This window comes from Amycolatopsis sp. A1MSW2902 (genome assembly GCF_017312175.1).
Taxonomy (GTDB): domain Bacteria; phylum Actinomycetota; class Actinomycetes; order Mycobacteriales; family Pseudonocardiaceae; genus Amycolatopsis; species Amycolatopsis nivea.
Window position 1 is genome coordinate 7287716 of record NZ_QJPO01000001.1, and the last position, 14039, is coordinate 7301754.

The following is a 14039-nucleotide window of genomic DNA, read 5'->3' on the forward strand; positions in this document are numbered from 1 at the left end:
CATGGTTTCGTTGCGCGGCTGGCAGTCGTTTCCCGAACAGCTCCCGGAATTCGACCCGGACCACACCCCGGAAACGCCCGAGGAGCTGTTCCTCGCCTGGCTGACCGAGGCGGGCGAGCACGTGCTGGCCCCGCACGCCGTCACTCTGTCCACAGTGGACGCCGACGGGGCTCCGGACGCTCGCGTGGTGATCCTGAAGAACGTCGACGCGGACGGCTGGGCGGTCGCGACCAGTTCGGAAAGCCCTAAAGGCCAGCAGCTGGCGGCGAATCCGCGCGCGGCGTTGACCTTCTTCTGGCCTGGCCGCGGACGTCAGGTCCGGGTGCGCGGCTTGGTGGTCCCGGCCGCGCCCGAGGTGTCCGCCGACGACTTCCTCGCTCGGCCGCCCGCGTCGCGGGCCGAGGCGTACGTCGGGCATCAGTCGGAGGTGCTTTCCGATCCGGCGAAGCTGGTTGAAGCGGCCGCGGCGGCTGCGGATTGGGTAGCCGAGAACCCGGATGTGGCACCGGAAACGTGGACGCGCTACCTGATCCAGCCGGAATCGGTGGAGTTCTGGCAGGCCTCGCACGACCGGCAGCACCTCCGGGTCCGCTACCGCCGCGAACCCGCGGGCTGGGTCCGCGAACGCCTCTGGCCCTAGAGCCGCGAGTTGGCGCGCAGCTTGGCGATCGCGCCGACGGTGGCGTAACCGCGCCATTCCAGCGCGGCCGCCGGGGAGAAGCTGGCGAAGTCGACCGTCCACCCGCCGTCGGGCTGCTGGCCCTGTTCCAGCCGGGTCAGATCCGCTTCGATCGCCTCCGCGGTGAACAACCGCCGGGACGGGCCGGGCACCGGGCTGAAGTCGAGCGGACGCAGCACCTCGCCCTCGGAACCGCCCTGCACCGGGACGATTCCGCTCTCCGGCAAGAACTTCCCCAGCTTCGTCAGGAGTTCATCGGCCTCCGGATACCTGCCGTGCACGGCGTCGAGCAGGTGGATCGCGAAGCTCAACTCGATGACGTGCGGCATCTCCTCGAGCTCCCGGATCGCCCGCAGGCACGTCTCGGTCGCCCGCGCGAGCCACGGATGCGCCGCGACCGCCGGGTCGGGTTCGGCGACCCGCCACGCCGCGGACGTGACGAACGCGGTGCTCTGCAAGGAGAACGCCGCCGGATCGGCTCCGGTCCAAAAGGGAGCGCACGCGGCCGGGTCGGCGACCGGGAACGCGAACGGCAGCCCGCCGTCGGTGAACGACACCGATTCCAGCCAGTCGCACAGCTGCACCGCGTGCGGCGTGGTCACCGGCGCGACATCGGCGAACACCTCGAACGCGTGCAGCGCGCCGCCCGGCTGGCTTTCCGGCGCGCGCAGGTCCGGCTCCAGGCCCCAGCCGTATCCGCCGTCCGGATTCCGGTAGGCGGCGACCGCCGCGAGCACCTCCTCGGCCCGTCCGTTTCCGTTCAGCAGCTCGAACCGCCGCTGGTCCAGCACCCTGCCGTGCCCGGCGAGGAACGGGGCGACGGCCTCCAAGTTCACAGTCACCCGGAAACCGTCGCACGAGTCCGGCGCGCGGGTCTTGAACGAATCGGCCACCAGCCCGAAAGAGCGGATTGCTGGGGCTCGGGCGATCGCCGTGGCACGATTCGGAAGTGACCAGCAAACCGGACGACGCGCAGCGATTGGCCGATCTCGCACGGTTGCGCCGGGTGCGCGACCGGATCGACCGCGAGTACGCGCGTCCCCTGGACGTCGAGGCGCTCGCGCGGAGCGTCAACGTGTCCGCCGGGCACCTGAGCCGGCAGTTCCGCGCCGCTTACGGAGAGTCGCCGTATTCGTATCTGATGACCCGCCGCATCGAGCGCGCGATGGCGTTGCTCCGGCGCGGCGACCTGAGCGTCACCGAGGTGTGTTTCGAGGTCGGGTTCTCGTCGCTGGGGACGTTCAGCACGCGCTTCACCGAGCTGGTCGGAAAGCCGCCGAGCGTGTACCGCCAGGAGGAGACCGGGGCGACCGAGGGCATGGCTCCGTGCGTCGCCAAACAGGTCACGCGACCGATCAGGAATCGAGAAGCACCCCGTTCGGCGCGAACCTAGTGTGATCGGCATGGACATGACGATTCACGCGAGCTTCCTCCCGCACACCGATCCGGAAGCGACGCTGACCTTCTACCGCGACGTCCTCGGCTTCGAGGTGCGCAACAACGTCAAATACGGCGACATGGCCTGGATTACCGTCGGCCCGCCCGGACAGCCGGACACCTCGCTCGTGCTGCAGCCGGTCGCCGCGTTCCCCGGCCTCACCGACGACGAACGCCGGATGATCACCGAAATGATGGCCAAGGGCACCTACGCCGCGCTGAACCTGGCCACGAAGGACGTCGACGCGACCTTCAACCGGTTGCAGGCCAGCGACGCCGAGGTCGTGCAGGAGCCCACCGACCAGCCCTACGGCGTCCGGGACTGCTCGTTCCGCGACCCGGCCGGGAACCTCATCCGCATCCAGCAAGCGAGCTGAAGCAGTCCGAGCCGGACCGCCGGGAAAAGAAACTGGGAGAGAGATGACCAAGGCCAAGGGGAAGACCACGCCGGGGCACGCCGCGGACAGCCATGACCTGATCCGCGTGCAGGGTGCCCGCGTGAACAACCTCAAGGACGTCAGCGTCGAACTCCCGAAGCGCCGGCTGACGGTGTTCACCGGGGTGTCCGGCTCGGGCAAGAGCTCGCTGGTGTTCAGCACGATCGCGGCCGAATCGCAGCGGCTGATCAACGAGACCTACAGCAGTTTCGTGCAGGGTTTCATGCCGACGCTGGCCCGTCCCGAGGTCGACGTGCTCGACGGGCTGACCACCGCGATCATCGTCGACCAGCAGCGGATGGGGGCCGATCCGCGCTCGACGGTCGGCACCGCCACCGACGCCAACGCGATGCTGCGGATCCTGTTCAGCCGCCTCGGCACGCCGCACATCGGGTCGTCGCAGGCGTTCTCGTTCAACGTCGCCTCGATCAGCGGTGCGGGTGCGGTCACCGTGCGGCGAGCCGGGAAGGAGATCAAGGAGCGGCGCAGCTTCAGCGTCACCGGCGGCATGTGCCCGCGCTGCGAGGGCCGCGGTTCGATCAACGACATCGACCTCTCCCAGCTGTACGACGACTCGAAGTCGCTCGCCGAGGGCGCGCTGACCATCCCCGGCTACACCCCGGGCGGCTGGAACTACCGGCTCTACACCGGGTCCGGCCTGGTCGACCCGGAGAAGCCGATCCGCAAGTACACGAAGCGCGAGCTGCAGGACTTCCTGTACAAGGAACCGACGCGGATGAAGATCGAAGGCATCAACATGACCTACGAGGGTCTGGTGCTGCGGATCCAGAAGTCGTATCTGTCCAAGGACGTCGAGGCGATGCAGCCGCACATCCGCGCGTTCGTGGACCGCGCGGTCACCTTCGCGACGTGCCCGGAATGCGACGGGACGCGGCTGAGCGAGCTGGCGCGGTCGTCCAAGATCGACGGGATGAGCATCGCCGACGTGTGCGCGATGCAGATCAGCGACCTCGCCGACTGGGTCGGGAAGCTGTCCGACCCGTCGGTCGCGCCGCTGCTGAAATCGCTGCACGAGACGCTCGAATCGTTCGTGGAGATCGGTCTCGGCTACCTGTCGCTGGACCGTCCGGCGGGCACGCTGTCCGGCGGCGAAGCGCAGCGGGTGAAGATGGTCCGGCACCTCGGCTCGTCGCTCACCGACGTCACGTACGTCTTCGACGAGCCCACCATCGGCCTGCACCCGCACGACATCCAGCGGATGAACGACCTGCTGCTCCGCTTGCGGGACAAGGGAAACACCGTCCTCGTGGTGGAGCACAAGCCGGAAGCGATCGCGATCGCCGACCACGTGGTCGACCTCGGCCCGGGCGCGGGCACGAACGGCGGCACGGTGTGTTTCGAGGGCACTGTGGACGGTCTGCGCGCGAGCAAGACGTTGACCGGCAAGCACTTGGACGACCGTGCCTCGCTCAAGCCATCGGTGCGGGAGCGCACGGGTGTGCTGGAAATCCGCGGCGCGAACACGCACAACCTGCAGGACGTGGACGTCGACATCCCGCTCGGCGTGCTGTGCGTGATCACCGGGGTCGCCGGATCGGGTAAGAGCTCGCTGATCCACGGGTCCATTCGGGAATCCGACGACGTCGTGTCGGTGGACCAGGCCCCGATCCGCGGTTCGCGGCGGAGCAACCCGGCGACCTACACCGGGCTGCTCGAACCGATCCGTAAAGCCTTCGCCAAGGCCAACAACGTGAAGCCCGCGCTGTTCAGCGCCAACTCCGAGGGCGCGTGCCCGAACTGCAACGGCAACGGCGTCATCTACACCGACCTCGGGATGATGGCCGGGGTGGCCACCACCTGCGAGGTCTGCGAGGGCAAGCGGTTCGACGCCTCGGTGCTGGAGTACCACTTCGGCGGACGCGACATCAGCGAGGTGCTCGCGATGTCGGTCGCCCAGGCCACCGCGTTCTTCGCCGACGGCGACGCGAAAACCCCCGCCGCGCACCGGATTCTCGAGCGGATGGAACAGGTCGGACTCGGCTACCTGACCCTCGGACAGCCGCTGACCACGCTGTCCGGCGGCGAGCGGCAGCGGCTGAAGCTGGCCACGCACATGGGGTCGAACGGCGGTGTCTACATCCTCGACGAGCCGACCACCGGCCTGCACCTCGCCGACGTGGAACAGCTGCTCGGGCTGCTGGACCACCTGGTCGAATCGGGCAAGTCGGTGATCGTCATCGAGCACCACCAGGCCGTGATGGCGCACGCCGACTGGATCATCGACCTCGGCCCTGGGGCCGGGCACGACGGCGGCCAGGTGGTCTTCGAGGGGACGCCCGCCGAGCTGGTGAAGAAGAAGCGGACGCTGACCGGGAAGCACCTGGCCGCCTACGTGGGCTAGTCGAGCGGCGGCCGCCGGTCGGTCCAGGGCAGCGCCTGTTCCAGGGTGCGGGAGACCTGCAGCAGCAGGTCTTCCCGCCAGGGCGCGGCGACCAGCTGGACGCCGACCGGCAGGCCGCTCGCCGCGTCGTGGTGCAGCGGGAGGGAGATCGCGGGCTGGCCGGTCACGTTGAACAGCGACGTGAACACGCCCATCGGGTACGCGGCCACCACCGGATTTCCGCTCGCTCGCCACGCGCCGACCTTCGGCGGGAGGCACGCCATGGTCGGCGTGACCAGCAGATCGAAGCTGCCGACGAAGGCCTCGACAATACGGCGGGAGAACACCTGGGTCTGGTGCACGCTCTCCGCGTAAGTCCAGGAATCGACCGACTTCGCGGCTTCGCGCTGTGCCCGGTTGTGCGGTTCGATGCGGTCCTGGTCGAGCACCGGGACGCCTGCGCTGGCGACGTTCCAGACCTTCAGGAATGTCGCCAGCAGTTCCGCGGATGTCGGCAGCGGAAGCGGTTTGTCGACAATCTGGTGTCCGGCTTCCTCCAGCGCGCGAAGGGTTTTGTCGACCGCGGTCAGGCAGGCCGGGTCGACCTCGATGCCGTCGATCAGCGAGGTGGTGAGGACACCGATCCGCAGGCGAGTCGGGGGTTCGGTGTTCAGCGCATCGGTGAGCGACCGGGTGGGCGTCGGCTGCGACCACCACGCGCCCGGGTCGTGCCGCGTGAGGACGTCCAGCGCGGCCGCGGTGTCGGCCAGCGTCCGGCTGACGACTCCGCTGGTCGCGAAGCCCTCGACCTCCACCACGGCGTTCGTGACCAGGCCGCGGGTCGGCTTCAGCCCGACGAGACCGGTGCACGACGCCGGGATGCGGATCGACCCGCCGCCGTCCTCCGCGTGCGCGACCGGGGCCATTCCGGCGATGACGGCGGCCCCCGCGCCGCTCGACGAACCGCCGGGCGTGCGGTCCGGGTCCCACGGGTTGCGCGAGATGCCCTGCGCCTCGCTCTCGGTGAAGGGCACCGCGCCGAATTCCGACGTCGTGGTCTTGCCGAGCGGGAGGAAACCCGCGTCGGTGAACCGCTGCACGATCGGGTCCGACTTGGGCTGCGGGGAACGGTCGGTGGCCAGCGAGCCGTAAGTGGTCGGCCAGCCTTGGACGTTGACGAGGTCCTTGATCGGCAGCGGAACCCCGTGGAACGGCGGCAGTTCTTCCGGCGCGCACCGCACCACAGCGTCGGCGGCGGCTTTCGCCGCGGCACGGACCTCGTCGTCGGCGCGGAAGCAGAAGGCGTTGAACTTCGGATCCAGCTCGGCGATGCGGTCCAGGTAGCAATCAGCGACCTCGACCGGGCTCACCTCCTTCGCGCGGATGGCGGCGGCGACTTCGACGGCGGAGCTGAACGGATTGATCATCACGGATCCCCTTTCCGGTACCCGTTCAGCCTGGTCGGGGCGGTGGTGGCCGGTCTTGGAGAAATGTCGCGCGGGCGAAGTTACGTACGATGGCGGCATGCGACCAGCCGAGTGGGCTCGCGACGGACCAGCGGTGTGGGGCATCGCCGTGCCGTCCCGGCCGCTCCGGCTGCCCGGGGTGCGAATGGCCGGATTCGTCGGCGACACCGTGGACCAGGTGGACCTGACAGTGGTCCCGTACCCGGCCGTCACGCTGTTTCTCAACCTGCGCGAAAAGCTGCTCGTCAACGACGTGACGCGCGGCAGCGTCGTCGCCGGACTCGTGCCGCACGGGATGCGCGTGCGCGGGCAGGGCATCGAATGCGTGCAGATCCGGCTGTCGCCCGAGGTCGCACACGCGGTGCTCGGGACGGAGTTGAGCGGCGAGGTCGTGTCGCTCGAGGACGTCTGGCCCACCGAACTGCCCGGCCGGCTGCGCGCGCTCGACTCCTGGAACGACCGGTTCGCCCTGGTAGAAGCCGCTTTGGGCAAGCGATACGAGGCCGGTCGCACGGTCGATCCGGAAGTCGCCTTCGCCTGGCGGCGGATGGACGCGCACCACGGTCAGGTGCGGATCGAGCAACTGGCCGACGAGACCGGATGGAGCCGGAAACGCCTGTGGTCCCGGTTCCGGAGCCAGCTCGGGCTCAGCCCGAAACGCGCCGCGCAGCTGGTCAGGTTCGACCACGCGGTGCACCGGCTCGCCGCTGGCGAAAGTCCCGCTTTGGTGGCGGTGGAGAGCGGCTACGTCGACCAGTCGCACCTGCACCACGAGGTCAAAGCCTTCGCCGGGGTCACCCCCTCCGCCGCCGCGAACGCGCCGTGGCTCGCGGTCGACGAGGTCGCCTGGTCTCGCCCCCACTGCGCGAACGGGTGATCGCACCGGCATGATCGCGGAGTGACTTCCATCCGGCCCCCCGCTGTCGCGCTGCGCCGGTGGCTAGACGACGCCGGCACCCGTCGTCCGGCGGTGTTCCTGCTGGTCCTCGCCTCGGTGGCGGCGGCAGTGACGATTCTGTGGCTCGTCTGCACGATGTGGCCGCTCGACCTGGAGATCTACCGGTCCGGCGCGCGGGCGCTGGCCCAGGGCGAGGACGTCTACGGTCCGCTCCCGCCGACCCGCGCCGGGCTGATCCTGCCGTTCATCTACCCGCCGTTCGCGGCCGTCGTGTTCCTGGTGTTCGCCGCGATGCCGTTGCCGCTGGGCGCGATGCTGATGCTCGCCGTCTCGCTGGCGTGCTTGTGCGGGACGGTCTACGTCGTGGTCCGGCCGCATGCCGAGCGGCGGACCGCCATGCTGGCGGCGCTCGTGATCGGCGCTGGTTCGCTGGCGTTCGAACCGGTCCGCGAGACGTTGTGGTTCGGGCAGATCAACCTCCTGCTGATGGCCCTCGTGGTGATCGACTGCCTCGGCCCCCGGACCCGGCTGCCCCGCGGCGTCCTGCTGGGCCTCGCCGCCGCCATGAAGATCACCCCGGCCGGATTCCTGCTGTTCTTCCTGCTGAAAAGGGACTTCCGGGCGGCACTGACCACAGTGATCACCTTCGTGCTCGCCGGCGTGGCCGGGTTCGTGATCGCGCCGGAAGCGTCGATGAAGTACTGGTTCGGCGGCGGATTGACCGGCGCGTCCGGGATGAGCGGATCGATTTTCGCGACAAACCAGACCATCCAGGGCGCGGTGCACCGGTTCGGGCTCGCCGAAACGCCGACGCTGATCCTGGTCGCGGTGCTGACCCTGGCCGCGCTCGCGCTGACCGTTCCCGCGATGCTGCGCGCCGACCCGTCGATGGCGTTCCTGCTCAACGCGGCGGCGATTCTGGTGTGTTCGCCGATTTCGTGGTCGCACCACTGGGTGTGGATCGTGCCCGCGATCGTGCTGTTCGCCGCTCGCGCGCACACCCGGACCGCGGTCGCCGGTTTGGCTGCCGTGGCGGCGATTTTCGTGATCGCCCCGCATGCGTGGCTGCCGAAGAACGGGTACCTGGAGCTGTCCTGGGGACCGGTCGAGCACGTCATCGGCAACAGCTACTTGCTGCTGGCGCTGGGTTTTCTGGGCTGGCAGTGCTACTCGACGCGCCGTCAGACCGCCGCGGTCTGAGCCAGCAACGGCTCCGGCAACGGGTCCGCGTGGAGTACGTGCAAGGTGCTGACCGCGCGGGTGAGCGCGACGTACAACCGTTGCAGCCCACGCTCTTCCGCCGCCACGATGCGCGCCGGTTCGACCACCAGGACCGTGTCGTACTCCAGCCCCTTCGCCAAACTCACCGGTGCCAGCGTAATCCGGGCTGTCCCCTCGGTACCCAGCACCGTGTGGTCCAGCCCGCGCTCGGTGAGGACGCGGTGCAATTCGGGGATATCCGCGTCCGCGGCCAGCAGCCCGATCGACCCTTCCTCCTGTAAAGCTGTCGCGCAAGCGTCGACCGCAGCGGCGACCGTCTCGTCCGTTTCGGTCAGGTGCAAGGCATCCGCGGAATGCCGGAACGACGTGGGACTCCGCAGCTCCGGCGCGATGTGCGGGAGCAGCCGGGCAGCGAAGTCGAGGACATCCGCCGGAACGCGGTAGCCGTGCGTGAGTTCTTCGATCCGCCCGCCGGGCCGGTCTAGATGGGTCAGCACGGTCGTCCAATCGCGGACCGCGGACGGACTGGTCGCCTGCGCGACGTCGCCGAGAACCGTGCACGCACCGGCCAGCCTGCGCGCGATCGCCCGCAAATGCATCGGGCTGAGGTCCTGCGCCTCGTCGACCACGACGTGCCCGAGCTTCGCCGGCCGCTCGATCAGCGCCGCGACCTCGTCCAGCAACGCGAGATCGAGCGTCGACCAGGTCATCGCCTTGCGACTGCGCGGACGCGGACGGATGAGCGCTTCCTGTTCCTCCGCAGTGAGAATTCCGTCGGCCGCTTCGGCGAGAAGTGCGTTATCGGTAAGCAAGTCATAGACCAGCCGCGCGGGCTCGACGGCAGGCCACATGTCGCGGACCGCCTTGTTGATCGCGGCATTGCGGCGAAGCTGATGCAGAGTCGCGCTCGTGCCGCCGGACCGCTCCATCTCGCGCAGGACCCGATGCGCGAGCCGCTGGGCCAGCAATTCGCGCCCCGCGCTGTAATCCGCGCCGCGGCTGAGGATTTCCGTGAGCTCCTCGGCGATGTCCTCGGGATACAACCGCCAGGTCCGGTGCTGGTACTTCACCTCGAGCGTCCGGTCGACCGGCCGGATCCGCGCCCACACGTGCCGCCGGACGACCTCCGCCATCCGGACGTCGCCCTTGATGCGCGCCGTCCGCGGATCGTCGACGTAGTCCGCGGGCTGGCCCGCCCCGGTCAGTTCGTCAATCGTGGCTTGGGAAACCGCCACCTCGCCGAGCGCCGGAAGCACACCCGCGATGTAAGCGAGAAACGACCGGTTCGGCCCGATCACCGCGACCCCGCCTGCCTTCTGCAGCCGCACCCGCTCGGTGTAGAGTAGGTACGCCAGCCGATGCAGCCCCACCGCGGTTTTGCCGGTGCCCGGTGCGCCCTGGATGCAGATCGTCCGGTCGACCGGCGCGCGAACGAGCCGCATCTGGTCCGGCTGGATCGTCGCGACGATGTCGCGCATCGGCCCCTGCCGAGGCCGCTCGATCTCCGCGGTGAGCAGCCGATTCTCTGACGAGCCGGGCTGATCGAGCGGCTCGTCCTCGTACGCGCTGAGCACTCCGGCCTGGTCGAACCCGTAGCGCCGCCGGACCCGCACGCCCATCGGATGATCGTGATCGGCTTCGTAAAACGCCCTCGCGAGCGGTGCCCGCCAATCGATCACCAGAGGTTCGCCGTCGTCGTCACGAATCCCTCTGCGGCCCAGGTAAACGAGGTCATGCTCGGGCGATCGGGTATGCGACCCGCGCGCCGCCTCGTAGACCTCGCCCGGCGGATAGTCGAGGCGGCCGAAGAAGAGCGGCGCCTCGTCGATATCCGCTAGCTCCTCGGCGATCTCGATGCGAAACTGCCTGAGGACGTGGTTGAAGTACTTGTCGTCGACCGCGTCGCCCTCGCCCATTCCCGTCGCGATCGCGGTCTTGATCTCTGCCCGCATGCGGTCCAGCTCGGCGTGACAGGCCTGGAGAAACTCGCGCTCCGCCCGGATCTCTGGTTCCAGTATCTTCACTGGGTTAAATATACAACCGAGTCAAGTTTTTATCCTGGTTCGAGTTCCGGTTAGGCTGACGGCCGTGTCAGGACTGCGCGAGCTCAAACGCCGCCGCACGAGGGAAGCCATCGCCTCGGCGGCCCTGCGCCTGTTCCGCGAATCCGGCTTCGACGGCGTGTCGGTGGCCGACATCGCCGCCGAGGCCGAGATCTCGAAGCCGACGCTGTTCGCGTACTTCCCGACGAAGGAAGATCTGGTCATCCACCAGTTCGTCGACGAAAACGGCCCCGCGGAGATCGTCCGCGCGCGGCCGACTGAGGTGTCGGCACTGTCCGCGCTGGAACGTTCTTTCCTGGACCGCCTGGCCGCCCGCGACCCGCTGACCGGCCTGAACGACTCGCCGGACGCGATCACGTGCCACACGCTGCTGTACTCAACGCCTGCGCTACTGGCGCGGCTTGCCACGTATCTGCTGGAGAAGGAACAGGAACTGGTCGAGGAACTGCGCGCGTCGTGCGGGGTTCCGGACGAGTTCACCGCACGGTTGGTGGCTGCGCAGATCTTCGGGGCGCAGCGGATCTTGGGGTTCCACAACGCCCGGGAAATCCGCGGTGGGCGTAGCGCTGATGAAACTTATCCGGACGCTGTTGCCCAGGCGGAGGCGGCGTATCGGATGTTGCGGGAGGGGCTGGCTTCGGTCCTGTGACTCAGTCCGCGGGCCGCGCGAAAAGGGCCAGACCTCGCAAGGCCTGGCCCGCTCCCGCAGCTCGCGCTGGCTCAGTTCTGATCCGGGCTGTCGACCGGCACGCCCTGGTACCCAGTCCCCTGGTCCTGCGCGTTCGGCGGGTCCACCGGAACCCCGTGGTAGCCGGTGCCCTGGTCCTGGTCGGCGGGCGGGTCGATCGGCACCCCGTTGTAGCCGGTGCCCTGTTCCTGCGGGTCCGGAGTGTTCTCATCCTTGGGCGGCGTGGTGTGCAGCTTGAAACCGTCCTTCGCGCAGCGGATCTCGTGCGTGCCCTCCGCGCCGGTGTCGGTGAGGCACTGCCAGCCCCGAACAGTCATCATGTAGTTGGACCCGACGGCCTTGTCGATATTGTCGAAGTATTCGGTGATGACATTGAACGCTTCGACGCAACCAACGGTACCTGCCTTGGTTTCGTCCGCGATCAAATCAACCTTCCGCGGACCGACCGGACCCCCGAGGGTGCTGCAATTAACGTCCTCCGCACTGGCCCCGCCACCACCGCTGCCGCCCTTTTTCACCGGCGTTTCCGGCTGCTGCACCTGGCTTTTCGCCGCGACGTTGACCGGGGCGGGTTGGTTGCTCGCCGGGGCTGCCGAATTCTGGCCAGAGCACGCGGAAAGCAGTGCGACCGCACCGAGAGCCGCTCCGACGGTGGCCAATTTGACAGTCTTCTTGAGCATTTCCATTCTCCCCTGACCAGCTCTTGGCTTTCCCTTTGCCTATAGAGACGCACACCGCTGGAGAGGGTTGCGAAGAAATTCCGCGGACTTCGTCGGGAAAGCGCTTCAGCCCCAAAACCGCACTTCGGGGTACCGCGGCGACGGCCCGTCCAGCAGCCGCTGGGGCATCCCGCGCAGGTGCTCGTCCAGGAACGCGGTCAGGTACGCCTCGCTGACCCGGATCGCCCGCAGCGGATCGATCTTCAGTCCCGGCACCGGCACCCCGGCCTGCTGGCAGAGCAGCAGCTGATCAGTGAACATGCTGTGTTCCCCGTCGTTAACGGTGATCCACCGCTTCCATCCGGTCATCTCGCGCCACGCCGAATCCCACGACGGATCAACCGTCCCGCCCGGCTCGTGCACCGGCGCTCCGAACTGCAGAAACGGCCGATCCAGCCCGGTCACCGGGAGGTAGTACATGCCGTCCAGCATCGCGCCGGCGCGGATCCGCCGGTCGGCCAGCATCGCCGGCGCCGTGCTGGCTCCCCCGATCGAATGCCCGACCATCGCGATCCGCCGCGCGTCGATCAGCCGCCCGCCGCCCCACACCGGATTCCGGCCCACGAGCCGATCGAGTACGAACGACACATCCGCCGCCCGGGCTTGGACAAGTTTCACCCAGTCCTTCGCAACGCATGCCACGCATTCCGTCGTATGCCCGTCCGGGAAGGTGATCGCCGTCGACTCGTAGTTGTGCCCGATCCCCGCCACGACGTACCCGCGGCTGGCCAACTCCTCCGCCAACGACGACAACGTCGCGCGCGGCAACGTGAACCCAGGCGACAGCACCACCAACGGCATCCGCCGGAACTGCGGCAGAGCGTCCACAGTGGAGTGTGTCCGCACCTTCGTCAGCGCGTCCTCCGGAACTGACTTATCGCCCAGCTCCTTCACCATCAGCTCCGACTCTCGCTGAGTGAGGTACTGCGTGGGCCGCCATCCGGGATATTGCGCCGGATACCACAGCGTCACCATCATTTCCCGCCGCTGCGAAGGAACCCACGGATCCGCGCGGGAAGTGTCGGTGAAGTGAAAGGCAGTAGTCCCGACCGGGCTGACCCCGCCAGGCCGCGGCAACGCCAATCTCGGTGCCGCCTGCGCTGTCCCCGCCCCGACCACGGCGAGCATCGCCGCGACGATCGCAATTACGCGTAGTCTCATGACTCCAGCTTGGAGCCGCGCGACCCCCGGCAGCATCGGTGATGCCCCCGATAGCGAAGTCATCTTCCAGGACGATGCTCAGCTGACGACGTCCGCCAGCCGGGCGATTTCGTCGACGTCGTCAGTCGTCGGCACGAAGACCAACTCATCCGCGCCCAGCTCGGCGAAATCCGCGATGCATTTCTGGACCATCTCCGGAGACACACAGGGCACGACACTGTCCGCGACTTCCTTCGGAGCCAACCGATAGAAGTCCCGGACGTTCGCCAACCCGGCGTCGACGTCTCCCAAAACGAAGTACGCCAACGAAACCAGCCGCGGCTCCCCGGTCCGGCCGCCCTCGCGCCAAGCACGTTTCGCCGCTTCGAACCGAGGAGCGGTCGCCGCCACCGAGCCCGAACCGGCGATGTATCCGGTGCCCCACCGCACCATCCGCCGCAACGCCTGCTCGGTGTAGCCGCCGAACAACATCGGCACCTGCCGGGTCCCGCTCGGCACCGCCGCGTTCTTGCCGCCCCAGACTTCCCGGTAAGTCTCCAGGTCCGCATCAAATCGCGCGCCCCGGCCACGTGCGCCGAGCCCAGGCACGGTGAACTCCTCCTCCCGAAGCCCCACCCCGACCCCGAACGTCAGCCGATGCCCGGAAACCCCGTCGATGCTCGCGATTTCCTTGGCCAGCAACGCTCCGGGCCACGTCGGCGCGAGCAGCACGCCGCTCAGCAGACCGATCCGTGTCGTCGCCCCGGCCGCGGCGGCCAGCGAAACCGTGTCGCTCACCCCCGGATACGCGTATCTGCCGATCGTCGCCAGCGAGGAAAACCCCGCCTCCTCCGCCCGCGCCGCCCACCGCGGCACGACCGCGGGGTCGACGTCGCGCACTTGATTCGGAAGTCCGATGCTGATTCGCACCCGATGATCCTCTCGAACTG

General features: G+C 68.5%; 13 protein-coding genes. 7 read left to right on the top strand and 6 right to left on the bottom strand.

The window, feature by feature from the left end; translation table 11 throughout:
* Position 1: 1 nt before the first annotated feature.
* Entirely contained in the window at positions 2-640 is a 639-nt protein-coding gene (locus DMP23_RS33940) for a pyridoxine/pyridoxamine 5'-phosphate oxidase (protein ID WP_037809175.1), read from the top strand.
* Here the strand turns inward: DMP23_RS33940 and DMP23_RS33945 are convergent.
* Positions 637-1521 carry a hypothetical protein gene (locus DMP23_RS33945; protein WP_337823515.1) on the bottom strand — a complete coding sequence of 295 codons (885 nt, stop codon included), beginning with the start codon at positions 1519-1521 and terminating at the stop codon, positions 637-639. The two genes, DMP23_RS33940 and DMP23_RS33945, sit on opposite strands and share 4 nt — an antisense overlap.
* A 107-nt stretch (positions 1522-1628) precedes the next feature.
* On the opposite strand from DMP23_RS33945, the gene DMP23_RS33950 reads away from it, so the two are divergent.
* The 3 genes from DMP23_RS33950 to DMP23_RS33960 are packed head-to-tail and all read left to right on the top strand — an operon-like array spanning position 1629 to position 4915.
* Positions 1629-2072 carry a helix-turn-helix transcriptional regulator gene (locus DMP23_RS33950; RefSeq protein WP_009085513.1) on the top strand — a complete coding sequence of 148 codons (444 nt, stop codon included), beginning with the start codon at positions 1629-1631 and terminating at the stop codon, positions 2070-2072.
* 10 nt (positions 2073-2082) lie between these two features.
* A complete protein-coding gene (locus tag DMP23_RS33955) occupies positions 2083-2493 on the top strand; it encodes a VOC family protein (RefSeq protein ID WP_037809456.1) in 411 nt (136 codons plus the stop codon).
* 43 nt (positions 2494-2536) lie between these two features.
* Positions 2537-4915: an excinuclease ABC subunit UvrA gene (locus DMP23_RS33960; RefSeq protein ID WP_337823516.1), complete on the top strand. Its 2379-nt coding sequence runs from the start codon at positions 2537-2539 to the stop codon at positions 4913-4915.
* Here the strand turns inward: DMP23_RS33960 and DMP23_RS33965 are convergent.
* Entirely contained in the window at positions 4912-6321 is a 1410-nt protein-coding gene (locus DMP23_RS33965) for an amidase (RefSeq protein WP_337823517.1), read from the bottom strand. The genes DMP23_RS33960 and DMP23_RS33965 overlap by 4 nt on opposite strands.
* 97 nt (positions 6322-6418) lie before the next feature.
* On the opposite strand from DMP23_RS33965, the gene DMP23_RS33970 reads away from it, so the two are divergent.
* Both DMP23_RS33970 and DMP23_RS33975 read left to right on the top strand, forming a co-directional pair.
* Complete coding sequence (locus tag DMP23_RS33970) at positions 6419-7237, top strand: AraC family transcriptional regulator (RefSeq protein ID WP_337823518.1); 819 nt, start codon at positions 6419-6421, stop codon at positions 7235-7237.
* A gap of 21 nt (positions 7238-7258) precedes the next feature.
* Positions 7259-8458 (top strand): glycosyltransferase 87 family protein, encoded by a 1200-nt coding sequence (locus DMP23_RS33975; protein ID WP_337823519.1) that lies wholly within the window; start codon positions 7259-7261, stop codon positions 8456-8458.
* Here the strand turns inward: DMP23_RS33975 and DMP23_RS33980 are convergent.
* A complete protein-coding gene (locus DMP23_RS33980) occupies positions 8440-10503 on the bottom strand; it encodes a HelD family protein (protein ID WP_337823520.1) in 2064 nt (687 codons plus the stop codon). The genes DMP23_RS33975 and DMP23_RS33980 overlap by 19 nt on opposite strands.
* A 64-nt stretch (positions 10504-10567) precedes the next feature.
* Here DMP23_RS33980 and DMP23_RS33985 point away from each other — a divergent pair, with 64 nt between their 5' ends.
* Positions 10568-11191 carry a TetR/AcrR family transcriptional regulator gene (locus tag DMP23_RS33985; RefSeq protein WP_337823521.1) on the top strand — a complete coding sequence of 208 codons (624 nt, stop codon included), beginning with the start codon at positions 10568-10570 and terminating at the stop codon, positions 11189-11191.
* A 71-nt stretch (positions 11192-11262) separates the two neighbouring features.
* Here DMP23_RS33985 and DMP23_RS33990 read toward each other — a convergent pair whose 3' ends face one another.
* The 3 genes from DMP23_RS33990 to DMP23_RS34000 all read right to left on the bottom strand — a co-directional run bounded on the left by DMP23_RS33990 (position 11263) and on the right by DMP23_RS34000 (position 14019).
* Positions 11263-11910: a hypothetical protein gene (locus DMP23_RS33990; RefSeq protein ID WP_337823522.1), complete on the bottom strand. Its 648-nt coding sequence runs from the start codon at positions 11908-11910 to the stop codon at positions 11263-11265.
* A 105-nt stretch (positions 11911-12015) separates the two neighbouring features.
* Complete coding sequence (locus tag DMP23_RS33995) at positions 12016-13110, bottom strand: alpha/beta hydrolase family protein (protein WP_337823523.1); 1095 nt, start codon at positions 13108-13110, stop codon at positions 12016-12018.
* Between the two features lie 78 nt (positions 13111-13188).
* Positions 13189-14019, bottom strand: a complete 831-nt coding sequence (locus DMP23_RS34000; protein ID WP_337823524.1) for an LLM class flavin-dependent oxidoreductase — start codon at positions 14017-14019, stop codon at positions 13189-13191.
* Positions 14020-14039 lie beyond the last annotated feature (20 nt).